Origin of the sequence: Cupriavidus necator A5-1 (genome assembly GCF_000744095.1) — a bacterium.
GTDB classification, from domain to species: domain Bacteria; phylum Pseudomonadota; class Gammaproteobacteria; order Burkholderiales; family Burkholderiaceae; genus Cupriavidus; species Cupriavidus necator_A.
This window is the reverse complement of sequence record NZ_JQLI01000008.1, coordinates 1,587,158-1,602,376: the sequence shown is the minus strand read 5'-3', so window position 1 is coordinate 1,602,376 and position 15,219 is coordinate 1,587,158. Positions and strand designations below refer to the sequence as shown.

The 15,219-nt window shown below is 60.1% G+C and carries 13 protein-coding genes and 3 pseudogenes; 10 read left to right on the top strand and 6 right to left on the bottom strand.

Translation table 11 applies throughout. The annotated features are described in order from the left end of the window. The first annotated feature begins 87 nt into the window (after nt 1-87). The 6 genes and pseudogenes from K307_RS48100 (at nt 88) to K307_RS31550 (ending at nt 5,107) form a co-directional block, all read left to right on the top strand. Nucleotides 88-288 carry a hypothetical protein gene (locus K307_RS48100; protein ID WP_155301303.1) on the top strand — a complete coding sequence of 67 codons (201 nt, stop codon included), beginning with the start codon at nt 88-90 and terminating at the stop codon, nt 286-288. Between the two features lie 321 nt (nt 289-609). Beyond that, nucleotides 610-1,260 carry a response regulator transcription factor gene (locus tag K307_RS31570; RefSeq protein WP_042884884.1) on the top strand — a complete coding sequence of 217 codons (651 nt, stop codon included), beginning with the start codon at nt 610-612 and terminating at the stop codon, nt 1,258-1,260. 83 nt (nt 1,261-1,343) lie between these two features. Continuing rightward, nucleotides 1,344-2,441, top strand: a pseudogene (locus K307_RS31565) (sensor histidine kinase); the annotation flags it as partial. A 16-nt stretch (nt 2,442-2,457) separates the two neighbouring features. Then, nucleotides 2,458-2,910 (top strand): response regulator, encoded by a 453-nt coding sequence (locus K307_RS31560; protein ID WP_042884882.1) that lies wholly within the window; start codon nt 2,458-2,460, stop codon nt 2,908-2,910. After that, nucleotides 2,904-4,382 carry a PAS domain-containing protein gene (locus K307_RS31555; RefSeq protein WP_042884881.1) on the top strand — a complete coding sequence of 493 codons (1,479 nt, stop codon included), beginning with the start codon at nt 2,904-2,906 and terminating at the stop codon, nt 4,380-4,382. The genes K307_RS31560 and K307_RS31555 overlap by 7 nt, the downstream gene beginning before the upstream one ends. Before the next feature lie 470 nt (nt 4,383-4,852). Further along, nucleotides 4,853-5,107: a hypothetical protein gene (locus K307_RS31550; RefSeq protein WP_042884880.1), complete on the top strand. Its 255-nt coding sequence runs from the start codon at nt 4,853-4,855 to the stop codon at nt 5,105-5,107. Between the two features lie 579 nt (nt 5,108-5,686). Here the strand turns inward: K307_RS31550 and K307_RS51205 are convergent. Continuing rightward, nucleotides 5,687-5,842 carry a helix-turn-helix transcriptional regulator gene (locus K307_RS51205; protein ID WP_419187206.1) on the bottom strand — a complete coding sequence of 52 codons (156 nt, stop codon included), beginning with the start codon at nt 5,840-5,842 and terminating at the stop codon, nt 5,687-5,689. Between the two features lie 566 nt (nt 5,843-6,408). Then, a complete protein-coding gene (locus tag K307_RS31545) occupies nt 6,409-7,212 on the bottom strand; it encodes an NAD(P)-binding protein (RefSeq protein ID WP_230626193.1) in 804 nt (267 codons plus the stop codon). A gap of 413 nt (nt 7,213-7,625) precedes the next feature. On the opposite strand from K307_RS31545, the gene K307_RS31540 reads away from it, so the two are divergent. Further along, nucleotides 7,626-8,708: a hypothetical protein gene (locus K307_RS31540; RefSeq protein WP_042884879.1), complete on the top strand. Its 1,083-nt coding sequence runs from the start codon at nt 7,626-7,628 to the stop codon at nt 8,706-8,708. A 413-nt stretch (nt 8,709-9,121) separates the two neighbouring features. Here the strand turns inward: K307_RS31540 and K307_RS31535 are convergent. From K307_RS31535 to K307_RS31520, 4 genes and pseudogenes are all read right to left on the bottom strand, one after another. Then, nucleotides 9,122-9,415 (bottom strand): annotated as a pseudogene (locus K307_RS31535) (LysR substrate-binding domain-containing protein); the annotation flags it as partial. An 18-nt stretch (nt 9,416-9,433) separates the two neighbouring features. Beyond that, entirely contained in the window at nt 9,434-10,762 is a 1,329-nt protein-coding gene (locus tag K307_RS31530; RefSeq protein WP_042875593.1) for an IS4 family transposase, read from the bottom strand. Between the two features lie 128 nt (nt 10,763-10,890). Further along, nucleotides 10,891-11,442 (bottom strand): annotated as a pseudogene (locus tag K307_RS31525) (LysR family transcriptional regulator); the annotation flags it as partial. Between the two features lie 292 nt (nt 11,443-11,734). Continuing rightward, nucleotides 11,735-12,715, bottom strand: a complete 981-nt coding sequence (locus K307_RS31520) for an alpha/beta fold hydrolase (RefSeq protein WP_042884877.1) — start codon at nt 12,713-12,715, stop codon at nt 11,735-11,737. A 271-nt stretch (nt 12,716-12,986) separates the two neighbouring features. Between K307_RS31520 and K307_RS31515 the strand changes: the two genes are divergently transcribed. From K307_RS31515 to K307_RS31505, 3 genes are all read left to right on the top strand, one after another. Next, on the top strand, nt 12,987-13,466 hold the full coding sequence (locus tag K307_RS31515; RefSeq protein ID WP_042884876.1) for a DUF6130 family protein: 480 nt from the start codon (nt 12,987-12,989) through the stop codon (nt 13,464-13,466). Between the two features lie 165 nt (nt 13,467-13,631). After that, entirely contained in the window at nt 13,632-14,096 is a 465-nt protein-coding gene (locus K307_RS31510) for a MarR family winged helix-turn-helix transcriptional regulator (protein ID WP_042884875.1), read from the top strand. Between the two features lie 112 nt (nt 14,097-14,208). After that, nucleotides 14,209-15,201, top strand: coding sequence for a carbon-nitrogen hydrolase family protein (locus K307_RS31505; protein ID WP_042884874.1), 993 nt, complete (start codon nt 14,209-14,211; stop codon nt 15,199-15,201). Nucleotides 15,202-15,219 lie beyond the last annotated feature (18 nt).

Below are 15,219 nucleotides of genomic sequence, written 5' to 3'. Positions count from 1 at the left end.
CGCGCCAGCTCTCGATGATTTGCCAAGGCTCTGTCGCAGAAGGCGGGCGCTACGATCCCGGGAACGACAGGAACGAAAGAATGCTTGATGAAGACGCTGAATCCGGTGATGGCCCGAGCACTCAAACGCCTGCACCATCGGCTGGATGTGATCCACGTGCGTGCGCCGGTGTGTCCGATGCGCCAAGCCTGCGGACCCTGGAAGAGATGGCTGAACGATCATTCAACCGTGCATCGCCGGGCCCTCAAGCGGTTGCCGGTGCTGAAGAATGCATTTCTTCGTCGCTAGCGCCTTTCGCGGGCTAATCGTCAACGACTCGCAAATCCCCGCCATCACCGATGGGTGCTATGACCTCTGGCAGGGCAGGAGATTGCTTGAAAGCACCTGCAACCGTGTCCCGAATTACATGAACATGTAGTTTCGCGGCCGAGCACAAACTTGTAGGCTTTCCGGTATCGCGCTTCGCTCTGAGCGCGTAAAGCTGATGGGATGTGCCTCTGAAGCGGGCGAACCACGGCCCGCTGCATCAAGCATGCAACGCTGGCAACGGCGGACGTGAGATCGGATTCCCTTGCATTGCCGCTTGCGACAAACGTGGAGAGAGAAGACATGATTCGCGTATTGATCGCCGATGACCACGCATTGATGCGTGAGGGCCTGCGGCATATCCTTGAGAAGGCAACCGGATTCCACGTAGTAGGCGAAGCGGCCGACGGCTCCGCGGCGTTGCGCCTTGGGCGCACCACGCCAGCGCAGGTCATGCTGGTGGACCTGTCAATGCCAGGACGCAATGGCCTCGAGGTCGTGCGCCAATTGAGAAAAGAGAACGTGCCCGTGCGCACGATCGTGTTGACCATGCACGGCGAGCACCAGTACGCGGAGCGTGCGTTCAAGTGCGGCGCGCGGGGCTATCTGACCAAGGAGAGCGCAATGACGGATCTGGTCACTGCGATCACAAAAGTCGCGAGCGGCGGCGTCTACTTGAGCCCCGCCATGGCCGAGCGCGTGGCCTGCAACCTGGACCGGGACGTTGAGGCTTTGCCGCACGAACAGCTATCGGATCGTGAATTCGACGTCTTCAGACGGCTTGTCAATGGTGAGACGATCTCGGAGATCGCAAACGGGCTGTGCATCAACTCCAAAACGGTCAGTACCTACAAAATGCGGATTCATCAAAAGATGCAGATGAACAACGACATTGCCCTCATTCGGTACGCGTTGAAGAACGGTCTGTGCAGCGTCCCAGGTGAAGACGCGTAAGCGTCGCTTTCCGCTGAAACCCAAAGAAAATCTTGTTGGGAGGCTGGATGGACCCACTCAAGGAATCAAGTGGCCTCACCAACGAACTGTTCCGCCAGGTGGTGGAGGCGGCGCCCAACGCCATGGTGATGGTGGACCGCGATGGCCGGATCGTCCTCGTGAACGCGCAGACGGAGAAGCTGTTTGGCTATGAGCGCGATGAGCTGATCGCGAAGAGCATCGAAACGCTTGTGCCCGAGCGCTTCCGTGCTGCTCACCCAGGCTACCGCAATGCGTTCTATGGGGATCTTAAGAGCCGTCCAATGGGAATTGGCCGCGAGCTTTACGCGCTGCGCAAGGACGGTTCCGAGTTCCCCGTCGAGATCGGACTCAATCCGGTCAGAACGCCCGAGGAAGTATTTGTGCTCAGCGCGATTGTCGATATCACAGAGCGAAAGCGTGCGGAGCAGGAACTGCTCAGAAAGACGGATGATCTGGCCCGTTCCAATCACGACCTTGAACAGTTTGCCTACGTCGCCTCTCATGACCTGCAAGAGCCGCTGCGTGCAGTCGCCGGCTCCCTGCAAATGCTGCAACGCCGATATCAGGGCCAACTGGATCCACGGGCCGATGAGTATATTGCGCATGCGGTGGATGGCGCCACCCGCATGCAGGCGCTCATCGACGACCTGCTCACATATTCCCGTGTGGGTCGATCGGTAGATACATGGCAGCCGACTGACTGCGGACAATCACTTGCTCAGGCGCTAAGGAGTTTGAGCGTCGTGATCGAGGAGGCCGGCGCACGGATTAACCGCGCTGCGTTGCCAACGGTGCTTGCGACTCCCACGCAACTGACGCTGCTGTTTCAGAATCTGGTCGGAAACGCCATCAAGTTTCGGCACAAGGACCGTCCTGTGCAGATTGATGTAGGTGCCCTACGTCAGGGCGATTCATGGATGTTCTGGGTCAAGGACAACGGAATCGGCATCTCGCCTCAATACTTTGAGCGCATCTTTCTGGTGTTCCAGCGCCTCCATACCCGCGCCGAACATCCCGGTACGGGAATCGGTCTGGCCCTATGCAAGCGAATCGTTGAACAGCACGGCGGCCGCATCTGGGTCGAGTCCGCTCCGGATCAGGGCACGACGTTCTTTTTTACTCTGCACGCGAAGGTCGACGACGGAATTCCGTCGCGATAACGTACCGACGGCCACCATGGTTACCCACGCATCCGACGATCTCCTTCATATTCTCCTCGTGGAAGACAGTCCCACCGACGTGATGATGACACGTGAAGCTCTTGAGTATCACAACGTGCTGAATCCGCTGGATGTGGTAGACGACGGCGTGGAGGCGATGGAATACCTGAGGCGTGAGGGAAAGCACTGCGCCGCGCCCCGGCCCGGACTCATCATTCTCGATCTCAACTTACCGCGGAAAAGCGGGCGGGAAGTGCTCGAGGATGTCAAAGGAGATCCGGAGCTGATGAACATCCCAGTGGTCGTGCTGACCACCTCCAAGTCAGAGGAGGATGTGGCGAGATCATACGGACTCTATGCCAATTGCTACATTACGAAGCCTGTTGATTTCACCAAATTCATGGACGTCGTACGAACCATCAGTGAGTTCTGGCTTGGCGTTGTGACGCTGCCGCTTGTCCGATCATGAGTAGATCGAAGGAAACCAGAATTCTTCTGGTTGAGGATAGCGTCAGCGATGCGTTTTTGATTGAAACGGCGCTAGCGGATGTGGTGGAGTTCGAGTATCGGCTGGTTCGGTCCGAGCGCCTGTCTGACGGCGTGGCTCGCGCAAAATCGATGCGTTTCGATGTCGTGCTTCTGGATCTCGGACTGCCAGACGCACAGGGCCTCGACACAGTCAGATCATTCATTCGGCTATCGCCGGATGTTCCGGTACTGGTTCTCACGGGTCTGGACGACGCATCGGCCGGCTTGCTGGCCATACAAGAAGGTGCGCAAGACTACCTTCTGAAAAGAGATATCCGTGCGTCGGAGCTGGGTCGCGCAATTCGTTACGCCATCGAACGTCATCGCATCGCGGCGGCTCTTAGAGCGAGTGAGGAGCGATTTCAGCTCGCTGTGAGCGGCGCTACCGCGGGACTGTGGGATTGGAATCTGCAGACGGGTGCGATGTACCTTTCGTCCTATTTCAAGGAAACCATGGGCTATGAAGATAGCGAACTGCCCAACGACGCGCGAGTAATTCGGGATGCCATTCACCCGGACGACGCCGATAAGGTATTCACGAGTCTAAAAGCGCACCTGGAGCATAAGCGCGTCTACGACGTGGAGTATCGAGTTCGAACCAAGTCTCCCGATTTCCGGTGGGTTCAGTCTCGTGGGCAAGCACTGTGGAACGATTCCGATCAGCCTTATCGCATGGTGGGCTGGATCATGGATATTACAGATCGAAAACGGGCCGATGACGCATTGCGCGAATCGCGCGAAGAACTGCAGCGCCTGTCGGCGAATATTCAGCACGTACGGGAGGAGGAGAAGAATCGTATTGCACGCGAACTGCACGACGATCTTGGGCAACAGTTGGCGACACTGAAAGTGGAAGCCGCCAAGATCGAAGACCATCTTATGGCTGCTGAGACGGCCGCGCCGCTTGCAAACTTGCGCAAAGTATACTCGCTGATCGACCAGGTCATTGGCTCGGTCAGGCGGATTGCGGCAGGTCTGCGCCCCACGATGCTGGACGACCTTGGCCTGACTCCAGCAGTCAACTGGCTAATTGATGAGTTTTCAGCGAGCCACGACGTACAGGTGGTCCGCCGAATTGACGCGGATGACATTGCCTTCAATCACGAGGGCGGCACCGCAGTGTTTCGAATCGTCCAGGAAGCGCTGACAAACGTCGCGCGCCATTCGGGTGCAACCTCGGTGACGCTCGAAATCGTGCGCGAGGAGACGAATTGCATAGTACGCATCGTAGACAACGGCAGTGGTTGCCCTAGTGACGCGCGACGCAACGCGAACGCCTTCGGCCTGCTGGGAATGCGTGAGCGTGCCGCGCGCCTCGGCGGCGCCATCCGGATCAAGACCGCACCCGACCAAGGCTTCGCATTGACCGTTGCGTTGCCACTCGCAGCCGTCGAAACCAGGGAAGGCGAATGAAGGCCGGTCGAATGTTGGCCAGAGGCTGAACCACAGGCACAAATGCCGGTGTGGCATTCCCATCGCCTGCTTCGTCGCAGCGTTGCCGCTGTGCTCGTGCACGGGACCGCTGATGCTCGCGCGTATTGCATGCCACCAATATCGCTTGTCGCGCGCCGCGCCACAATCGATTCCGTCGCAACCCCCTGTCAGCATTCGCTGACACGGTGTACGTCACGCAGGCCGCTGCGATCCATTCCTGGCGAAGCAAGTGGATGTTGCCGACCGCCGTGTCAGCGAATCCTGACGGCATCCCGAGATGAAGTCGATTGTCGGAATCGTTGAGGAACTCGATACTCAATGTGAGCGCGCTATGCGAGCATTGCCTTGACAGGATACCCGGCTCATGTCGCGTACGGGAGCCGGGTCGTCGTCAACACGCCGCTATTGCACGGAGGCCGCGTCGCCAACTATCGAGAAGAGACTGCACCATGTCCTGTATCCTGCTGACCAATATTGATCCCGGTACCTCCGACGACGAACTCCGGGCCTTCCTTGCCAAGTACGGTCTGCCGCCCTGTGACGGGATCGTGCATTATCCCGGAAACGGGACACGGCCTGCTGTCGAGCTACGGTTTGACGCCGTTGATGCAGGCACACTGGGCATCTTCATTGATCGCATTCACAACATCTTCTGGAAGGATCGCCGGATCAGCGTCGCTATGCTGCGCGACTCTTTTCTATAGCAGTCCAACCGATGTAGGTTGCCTTCGCCAAGGCCTTCAGCTCTGCAGCCCTTCCGCCCGGTCTTTCGTGCGTAGGCTGAGCATGACTTGCTGCCTACCGAAGCCGTGGATCAAGTCTTGGGAATTCTGCGGCGAAGAGTAGTAGACGCCGCGGCGACGCGGCAGGTGTGTTGCCATCCGACTCTCCGCCGGCCATGTGTAACACCCACGTGGTTGTGTAGCAGTCGGACCAGGCCCGGAAAAAAAACAAAACCCCGGAAGACCGCGATCTTCCGGGGTTCGCCGCCGTTGCTGGCGGAGACGGAGGGAAACTCCGGAGTTGATACCCTTCTCCGGGCGCCCTCACGCCCCCATACAAATCAAGCACTTAGACGATGCCGCTTGTCTCGCCGGCACACTGAACGGCTCGGTGAATGGGACAAGCGCCTGTGCCAACGGGGCAGGCACCTGTAGCGTAGATCGGGTCGCGGCCCCAGGCAAGCCCGCCACGGCGGCGGCTTCAAGATTAGGCCGCATGCCGGGCGCGCTGCCGCTTCGTTGACACGCGCGTGACCACCGCGGTCAGGCCAGGCGGGAAATTTACCGCCAGCATGGCCAGCCAGTCGTCTCGCCGCAGTACGGCGAGCGCAGTGTGGCCGCGCCGCGCTCGAGGTCCTTCACGGAGCGCAGACTGACTCCGGCTCGCGCGGCAAGCTCGGCCTGCGTCAAATTCCATGACAGCCGCAGCAGGCGCACATCACGACCCACTGACGTGCACGCTCCGGCACAGCCGCTTCGCCCATAGTGGCCTCCCGTCAAGGACTTCGGAAAATCTTCACGCACTCGTGCCTAAATATAACTTATTTGTTATGAAATGAGTGTATCAAGTCCGTCGCCGGCGCGGATTGGTTCAGGCGCCTTGTGGCGCCGGGAACTGGAACGCCAACGAGAATGGGCTGCGCGGCAGGCAGTGACCTGCCGCCCATCCCGCCCGCGCTTGTCTAGGGCTAGCATTCGCGGACCCTGCAGGTCACCGCAACAGACCTGCCACGTGCTGCGCCGCCCGGCGAACGCGGAGCCCTTGCCACGCCACTGCAACGGCGAGCGCGCGGGATGCCAGTGGCCATGCGCACCATCGTCCGAAGCGCCGCCCCGGCCGAAATTGCCTGGAGTAGTTTTCCGCCGGACGCGTCCTATCATTGTGTGAGGATCCGCGCACCATGCCCGACGCCTGTCCTGCTACGCCGCAGAACCCGCGACGTCTCGCGCCAATGCCCCTAGTGTGCCAGCACCGGCAATCGTTTGCGAAGACCTTGCCGAATTCATTTCCTCGCGTCTATGCGGATAAAGAGCTTGCTCACCAAGGTATTCGCGACAAGCTCGTCCCCGATCACAACGTCCGACGCGCCGGCGCTCTCAAGCAGGTTTTTCCGTAAATTATTCTCACCGGGCACGGCGATAGCGAGCGCAGGATTGAGTGTGTGGGCCATCAATGTGACAGCCAGCTTATTGTCAGCATCGTGGACAGCCACGACAAGAGCTTTGGCGCAATCAAGCCGCGCGAGCCTGAGGACTTCGTCGAACACGCCAGGTGAGCCAAGTAAGGCCATATACTCATGAGCGCATGCTCGCTCGGCCGCGTACCGATCCGCTACCAAGACCAGTATTGTCTCGCCTGCCTCGCGCAATCGTTCCGCCACCAATTCACCAAGCGCATCGAAGCCAACCACGACGACATGGTTGACAAGCCTTTCCAGCTTGCGCTCCATCGCCCTGTTCTCGCGATACGCCATCACGTCGTCGCCTGACAGCATGCCTGTAAGCCTTGAAACTGCGTAGCCTCCGACCAGCATGGTCGCAAACATGGCCAACAGCATGAACACCTTCTTGCGATCATCGAATTCGGAGAAATCGCCGAGCGTGGTGACAAGGTTCATGCCGTCCCACAATGCTGCAAACATTTTGGTGCCAGGCGATGCGTTCGATCGATCAAGCAGCGCCAGCCCCACGACGGCACCGACGAGCAGCAAGACCAGCAAACCAATCGTATGGCGCACACGACGGCGCCATTCCCGTATTCGAAGCGCTCCAAGGTGAGGTTCATCGACCCGATAGAGCCACATCATTTACCTCCCTAATCCAATAAGGGAATGAGCAACGGCGGCTGCATTAAATCGCTCGCCGTTTTTCCTGCATTTCTTCGGCACCGCGCGATCAATCCGTGTATGTGTCCGTGGACAATATGCCTCCTTCAGGATAGGCCATTCACGAGGGATTATCTGGCAAGCCCGGGCGAACGGCGTGCTGCAGCGCCGCACGACGCTAAAGGTCGCCATTTTGGCCACACGACTGCCAAGCTTTCCATCCTGCACCGATGGCCTCTCGCTGGTCTTCAGGTATGATCTGCCAGCAGAAAGGTCAGTCAGCGAGCAGATGAGCGCTGACGAGCAAATGCCAGCGGCCAGGCCGAATTCGCAATCGCTGATTCTGGACTACGCGAGATGATTTGGCGCGTTTCGCCACGCTAAGCGGAGGAGACATGTTCAGCACAGGCAAGTCTCGTAGCAGTGCAAGACTCGCCCTTGCCTGCGTCGGCGCGGCACTCGTTTCGGGATGCATGGTCGGGCCGGACATTATCCGCTCCGGCCGACCGGCCTACAACAGCGCAATACTCGCCACCGGGGACGAGCAACTCCTGCAGAACATCGTCAGAACTCGGTTCTATGACAGTGTAGGCTTTCTTGCGGTGGCTTCAGTGACCGCGAACGTTTCAGTCACAGCTTCGGCGACAGTGCAGGCGGGCTTTGGGTCGGCGAGCAACTACGCTGGCAACCTCGTTCCGATTTCCGGCATGCTCACCGCGGAGCAGAATCCCACCATCTCCTACGCACCTCTTGCGGGCGACCAACTTCTACGACACCTCGGCGCAGAAACGTCGATGGAGCGCACCTTCCTGATGCTGAACAGCGCGGCCACGCCGGAGCAGGTCTGGAATATGATCGTCAGACGCATTAACAACTTGCGCAACCCTGACTTTCCGGATCCGCCGCTGCTCACCGTCGACCCCCGGTTCGAAGAAGTCGTAACTACCGCCAGCCTCCTGCAGCGGCGCGGAGTGCTGTACTGGGTGCAACTCGCGGGCAGTCAGAGTGGCTATGGATTGGTGATACACAGCTATTCGCCAGCGAACACTCATGAGGTCGAGAAGCTGCTTGCGTTACTCGGCATGAAGTACCCGGTACTTGCCGGAAACGACATCGTAATTCCCGTCCAACTCTCCGTTGGCTCGCCAGATCCGGGCAGCATTGCCATCGAAACTCGATCGCTGTTCGACATGATGCGCATAGCAGGCGCCACTATCGACTTGGCCCCTGACACGTCGGGCGTGGGCCGTCTCCCTGTTCCTGGCCCAGCGGCCCGGGGCTTGCGAATTCGCTCGGGAACTACTCCGCCTGCTGATGCGCGGGTAGCAACGCAGTATCGTGGCAGGTGGTACTACATTGCCGACGACGACGAGTTAAGCAAGCAATGGTTCACGGTCCTGCAACTGCTAGCTGGCGCACCGGCGGGGGGTGGCTCCGCAGCGCCGGTGCTTACGATTCCTGTCACCGGCCGGCATTAAGGTTTCCATGACTTCCGACGCATGTTGATGCAAGACACAGTTGTCTCGTCGAGTCCAGTGTTTATCCCACTCATGGAATATTCAAACGCTTGCGTGCGGACAGGGAAAATGTCGGCACGCTCCCTTTGTCCGCTTATCGGCCATTTCTGCCACTTGGCCTGATGCACCTGAATGGCTGAGATGGGTCGGTCAGAGACAGCCGTGGCCTGGCGGTGGGCATCCGGCCGAGACTGGCCAGGAGCCGTCATCCACGACCCTGACTACCGGTGTCCGAGTTCGGGCCGTCTACGGTCATTCAGGGGGGCTTGAACGACTCAAGCGTCTTCTGCTTCCGAAGCCTGTCCCTGACCCGAAAGAGCGACGCAGCAGGGATGAGTCGAACGCTGTCCCATGCATGGAATTCGCGCAGACTATCAGCTTTTTTTTCGAAACCCCGCGCGCCTCGCCTCAGCTTGTACCCGGACCTCGCCATCGCCTGCCGTGCGGCTCTTCACATGATCGATGAACGCGCGCAACTTCGGCATGATCTGCCGGCGGCCTGTATAGCAGAGAAACAGCCCCGGCATCACGGGCGCGTATGCCTCCAGCACATGTACCATTTTGCCCGCTCTCAACCCAGCCGCTGCCAGCGGCTCAGGTAGCTGGGCAAGGCCCAGGCCTTCCATCGCCGCGCCAAGCGTGGTGGGAAAGTCAATGGCGATGAGAGGCATCTCCTTATACAGAAGTCATGACTCTTCCCGCAGTGCCTGAATGGTGAGCGCGGCATCCATGGTTCGCTGCATGCCGATCCAGATCGTCTTGGCGCCGGGCTCACCATCGCTCTTGCGCCCAAGGAACCCACCCAGGGAAGCCACCAACCGAATCATCTGATTGAGTGTGACTGGTACCTTCGGGCGGGCTTTTTTGGCGAGCACGTATGCCCCCCGAATCTCGTCGGCGTCGAAGAACAGTGACGCATCCAGATCCGGGCAGGTTCTGCCCAACCGCATCAAGCGGGCAATGCGCCACGCCACCACCATATACAACGCCAAGGCCCGCTCCACGCGATCCATGTGCGATAGCTGTAGCGCTTCGACCTTGCAGCCGGTCTTCAGGACATGGAAGAACATCTCCACCTCCCATCGGGCTCGGTACCAGTCGACGAGTTCGATGACAGCATCGGCGTCCTGCGCTTCTCGGTTCGTCAACAAGCGCCAAACCACTGGCTTGATGCCAGCGGGCGCTCCGATCTCCCTGGCCTCCACACAGGTGAGCGCCGCTCCAATCGTACCCGGCAGCTGCACACGTTGTGCACGTAGCTCCTGTTTGACCTCGCGCGCTTTCTGGCCTGCACGCCCTGGCAAGATAAAGGTAATTTCCCCAAGCACCGGGCTGGCGTCAACGCTATCCCACAGCTTGCCCGCCTCAGCAAGGTTGCGGTTGTATTGGCTGCGGATCAGCCAGTCAGCCGGCTGGCCAAGTTCCTGGGCGCGCGCCATCAGCTCGGCGATGTCACCCTCGCGGTCCGTCACATACACCAGCCTTGTCTGGGGCAGCAGCGCGGCTTGCTCCGCCACCCGTTCGTACCCCTCGATCCAGCGCACGCTTTCCTTGATCCCGCTGCGGTGGCCATCGGCGTCCTTCAGTTCCCGAGCCCACATCCAGGCATCGATCACCCCCAGCGGCTCCCGGTCTGGCGTCACCGCGTAGGTCGGATGGAGATACATTCCCCGCTGGGCTTCGTAGCTCAACGGCCCCAGCCCCTCCATTTCCTGGCCATTGAAGTTCAGCTCGGTGGTGTCAGCGATGCACAGCACCACCGGAAATTGCGCGGCCCTCGCTGCAGTGCGCTCCCAATGGGGCTGCATCACGTCCCGCCAATCGATCTGCTCATTGCCCAGAAACCGATACGCCCCAATGGTTTGCGACCAGTCATCGCACGCACCGGGAATGCTCGCCGTAGGCAGGGCCGCAAACCGCTTGAGCAATTCCTTGGCGCGCCGATCCCGCCGCGGATCACCAAGATCCAGACTCTCAAATTCCTCGTCCACCCATGCCCCCGACTCGTTGCTCATTGCCGCTCGAAAATCCGAGAGTAAACGCGAGTCTGCGGATGTTTACAACCCCTTTCCCCAGAGTTTTCGCGGCATCAGCTATCCCGCCCCGCTGCGGAGGCCGTTCTACTTCTGTATAAGGAGATGGATGAGAGGGCCATCTCGATCGTTTGGTCGTTGTCGTTGAATGACCATAGCGCGAGCGCGCCGTTGGATCGCCGCCATCGCAAGCATGCATGTTGGCGCAGGTCGTTCGGGTGTCTGGGCTGGCCGCGCTCCGCGAAGTAGGCAGGGCTGCCGACGACGATGAGGCGAAATGGTGGCGTCATTGGCACCGCGACCATATCGGGAGCAACGAGGTGCCCCTGCCGGACAGCGGCATCGAATCCTTGACGCAGCAATCCGGCCGGCCGCTGGCCGAGTCCACGCGCAACCTCACTGGCGGCGACCAGTTCCTCGAAAGCAGGCTTTGCGCGCGCGAGAAACGGTTCGCCGGCTTCGGACAAGCTGACACTGCGCGAGTTGCGTATGAAGAGCGCTGCGCCAATGCGCGCTTCGAGTACACGCACCGTCTGGCTGATAGCCGACGGCGTCACGCCGAGCTCCGCTGCCGCCTTGCGAAAACTGCGATGCTGGGCAACGCTCAGGAACACCTCCACGCCGTCCAACGCGCCCTGCCTGACTGTGAAGTTTTGCTTCATGACCCGTCAACATTGTGATGAGTATTCGCTCGCTTATATCGATGATACCGTGGCACAAGCAATTCACGAGTGAGGATTTTGCAATGACTGATGCACTTGATGGCGCACGCGAACACTGTCGCGCGACCGGCCTGACCGAGCGGCTGAAGATCGCGCCCACTCCTAACTTCTGAAGGACAAACAGAGGGCCTCCACCTCAAGCCGGCCACGCCCCGATGGCCCGTTGAGCAGGCGAGAACGCGGCTTCATCGCGTCGCCGGCGCCACCGCGATACCGGCCGGAATGCTCTGCTTCATTTGGCGTCGAATGCGGCCCTTACTTCGGCAATGGTTGCGGCCTTGTCCTGCAGATGCGGATAGTGGCCAATATTCGGAAGGACGTGAAAATCCAGTCCCGCGCGATTGGCCAGCTCCTGACCCATTTCCTTTCGAATATAGATGTCCTTCTCGCCCCAGATGACGCTGACGGGAGTCTTCAGCTTGCCCAGGTTGGCTTCGAAATAGTCCTGGTCACGCGTGAAGTGAGAGTAGTAGTGATAGAACGAGTCGGCAGACGTCAGCGCGCCGTTTTGCCATCCATGGGCGATGTCTGCCTTGAATTCCGGTGTCACTTCATAGCGTGAAGACTCGGGAAGCCCACGGGTAAAGGCGTTCTGCAGGATCTCGTCGCGTGTGCGGTTGAACGCGGCATGGACCGCCTCGGCCGTCACGGGATCCTTGAGCCCCTGCAGACGCTCCTGCATGAACTGCGGCCGGTTGAACGGCGCGAAGTCGCCGACGACGATGCGCTTTGCAATGGCCGGGTCGTCGATGGCCGCCAGCAGGGCCGGCAGCGCGCCAATGTCCGTCGCGTAGATCACCAGATGCTGCTTGTCGATTCCCGCAATAGCGATGTAGTCCTTCAGCACCTTTGCGTAGTCGCTGGGAGCGTAGGAAAACCTGTCGGCGGGGGGACGCGATGACTCGCCATAGCCTGGCCAGTCGAACGCGTGAACTTCATAGTTCTGGCCCAGCGAGGACGCGATGTCTTTCCACGCATACAGCGTCTCGGGGAATCCATGCAGGAACAGCACGGTGCCCTTCGCGGCGGCGTTGTGTACAACCAGGCGCCTCAGCTTGATATCGGGGTTGACCTGGACGAAGCCAATCTCCGGTGCTTCGGGTTGCGGTGCCGCCGCGTGCGCGGTGCCAATGAGCAGCGTGGCAGCCAGCGCCGCCGCACCTGCGGCAGCCGTGAATCGGAGCGCGTTGCGAACTGTGGTTTTCGTCGTCATGTCATCTACCTTTTGCTTGATGGTCTGCAGGCATCCCAACCAATGCGGCGGGTAGCTGTTGCATATGCAGCATTGAAGGATGGACATGTATCCTGACTGTAGCGGACAACGGCTCTTAATGTATTGATTCGTATCGGCTGCGTGCGCCGGTACGTTGTCATACAAAAATCCCGACTGTGCGCCGCAGACGTGTGCTCAGATGCAACGCCTATGCTCAAGTTGCACGCCACATCCGCTGTGGATGTGCGTGTCTGCATAGAAGGACAACACCATGCACCCCATCCTCAAGTACCTGTCGGCTGCTGCCGTTGCGACGGCATTCTGCGCGAGCGCGTCAGCGCAAGTCGCGCAGAATGCCATCCGCCCGCCTGCCATCCTTCCTCTCAGTAGCGAGCCCGCGCCAAAGCTGATCCCGTACGCGGCGCTGCCCGAGCCGCTTGCGCGCGGCGTGGTCATCATCCAGTTTCGAACCGAGAATTTTCGTGTCATGCCGGTATTCGGTAAGCCTGCCGTCGACATCTCGCCTCGTATGGGACACCTGCATGTGACGGTAGACGATGCCCATGGCACCTGGGCCCATACGAGTGAGGACCCGATCATCGTTGTCGGGCTCACGCCGGGACCGCACAAGCTTCGCCTGGAGCTGGCCGACCCGAGCCACAAGATCCTGGCCACCGAGGTTGTGGCCGTCACGGTCCCCGACCTGAAGGTCTCGGGCTCGGCAGCGCCCTCCGCATCACATCAGCATTGAAGAAATTTGTACCCGTCTGTATCGCGCGCCGGCATTGACATGTTTCATGACAAATCCACGCAAGGCGCCATGCGGACGGGATACAAGCCCCGCCTTAAATGGGTGCTGACGCGATGCCTTTGGGATCGTGACCGCCGAAATGGCTGCATATGCAACACGATCACCATGAAGACCTCTGACTCTCGCACCCCAACAAAGGCCAGCGCAGGCGGCGAAATCCTGCGGAGCTGCCTGCTTACTCGTACCCGCCAGTTATCACGCGTCCTGACTGCGCTCTATGACGACGCTCTCAGACCATTCGGAATCAATGCACCGCAGTTCACGCTGCTTGTGATGATTCATGAACTGGGACCGATCGGCCGCGCGGCCCTTGGCCGCCGCAACCATCACGACCGCTCCACGCTCACCAGGAACCTGCAGCCGCTGCTGGCACAGGGATGGATCGTCGAAGGGCCTCCGGACGAGGATGGCCGGACACGGCCGCTTGCCGTCACGGGTCTGGGCCGGAGGCTGCTGTGCGATGCCGCTCCCGCATGGTCCACCGCACAGGCCAAAGCCACCGCAATGTTGGGCGAGTCAAACGCGGAAGCCATCATGGATATTGGCCGCCGGCTGCCCAGACACCCGTAGATCGTGCACTGCCACGATGCCCAGTCCCAGTTTTTTCTCGCCAATGTTGCATATGCAATATCAACATGGCCGAGGATTGTCGTCACCACATGTCGTCGCAAAGGAAGTAGTCATGAAAGTCGTGAAAGCCGCCGCAGTCCAGTTCAGTCCCGTGCTTTATAGCCGCGAAGCCACCGTCGAGAAGGTGGTCAGGAAGATTCTCGAGCTTGGCCAGAAGGGCGTGCAGTTCGCCACGTTCCCCGAAACCGTGGTGCCGTACTACCCGTATTTCTCCGCGGTGCAGACACCGATCCAGTTGCTGTTCGGTGACGAGCATCTGCGGTTGCTCGACCAATCCGTGACGGTGCCGTCAGCAGCCACCGACGCAATCGGCGAGGCTGCCCGCAAGGCGGGAATGGTGGTATCCATCGGCGTCAACGAGCGCGACGGTGGCACCATCTATAACACCCAGTTGCTGTTCGATGCCGATGGCACGCTGATCCAGCGACGCCGCAAGATCACTCCGACCCATTTCGAGCGCATGATCTGGGGCCAGGGGGACGGATCGGGCCTGCGTGCCGTCGACAGCAAGGTAGGACGCATTGGCCAGCTCGCCTGCTTCGAGCACAACAACCCACTGGCGCGCTACGCGATGATTGCGGACGGCGAGGAGATCCATTCGGCCATGTATCCGGGATCGGCCTTCGGCGAGGGCTTTGCCCAACGCATGGAGATCAACATCCGCCAGCATGCCCTGGAGTCCGGCGCCTTCGTCGTGAATGCCACGGCCTGGCTCGATGCCGACCAGCAGGCGCAGATCATGAAGGATACGGGCTGCGCAATCGGTCCGATTTCGGGCGGCTGCTTCACGACGATTGTGGCACCCGATGGCATGCTGATTGGGGAGCCGCTGCGCTCGGGCGAGGGTGAGGTCATCGCCGACCTCGATTTCTCGCAGATCGCCCGCCGCAAGACGCTGATGGACGCGGCCGGCCATTACAACCGACCGGAGTTGCTCAGTCTCATGATCGACCGCCGTCCGACGGCGAACATCCACGAACGCACGGCGTTTCCCACTTCCCCCATCGATCAAGGCGCCGACGACCCGCGTGCCACGCTTGTTTGAACCGCTCCCGATCTCCTG

Excerpts from the sequence above, each read along its gene's own strand:
- K307_RS48100 (WP_155301303.1), top strand. The coding sequence starts at position 88 with ATGAAGACGCTGAATCCGGTGATGGCCCGAGCACTCAAACGCCTGCAC.
- K307_RS31570 (WP_042884884.1), top strand. The coding sequence starts at position 610 with ATGATTCGCGTATTGATCGCCGATGACCACGCATTGATGCGTGAGGGC.
- K307_RS31560 (WP_042884882.1), top strand. The coding sequence starts at position 2,458 with ATGGTTACCCACGCATCCGACGATCTCCTTCATATTCTCCTCGTGGAA.
- K307_RS31550 (WP_042884880.1), top strand. The coding sequence starts at position 4,853 with ATGTCCTGTATCCTGCTGACCAATATTGATCCCGGTACCTCCGACGAC.
- K307_RS31545 (WP_230626193.1), bottom strand. The coding sequence starts at position 7,212 with ATGATGTGGCTCTATCGGGTCGATGAACCTCACCTTGGAGCGCTTCGA.
- K307_RS31540 (WP_042884879.1), top strand. The coding sequence starts at position 7,626 with ATGTTCAGCACAGGCAAGTCTCGTAGCAGTGCAAGACTCGCCCTTGCC.
- K307_RS31530 (WP_042875593.1), bottom strand. The coding sequence starts at position 10,762 with ATGAGCAACGAGTCGGGGGCATGGGTGGACGAGGAATTTGAGAGTCTG.
- K307_RS31520 (WP_042884877.1), bottom strand. The coding sequence starts at position 12,715 with ATGACGACGAAAACCACAGTTCGCAACGCGCTCCGATTCACGGCTGCC.
- K307_RS31515 (WP_042884876.1), top strand. The coding sequence starts at position 12,987 with ATGCACCCCATCCTCAAGTACCTGTCGGCTGCTGCCGTTGCGACGGCA.
- K307_RS31510 (WP_042884875.1), top strand. The coding sequence starts at position 13,632 with ATGAAGACCTCTGACTCTCGCACCCCAACAAAGGCCAGCGCAGGCGGC.
- K307_RS31505 (WP_042884874.1), top strand. The coding sequence starts at position 14,209 with ATGAAAGTCGTGAAAGCCGCCGCAGTCCAGTTCAGTCCCGTGCTTTAT.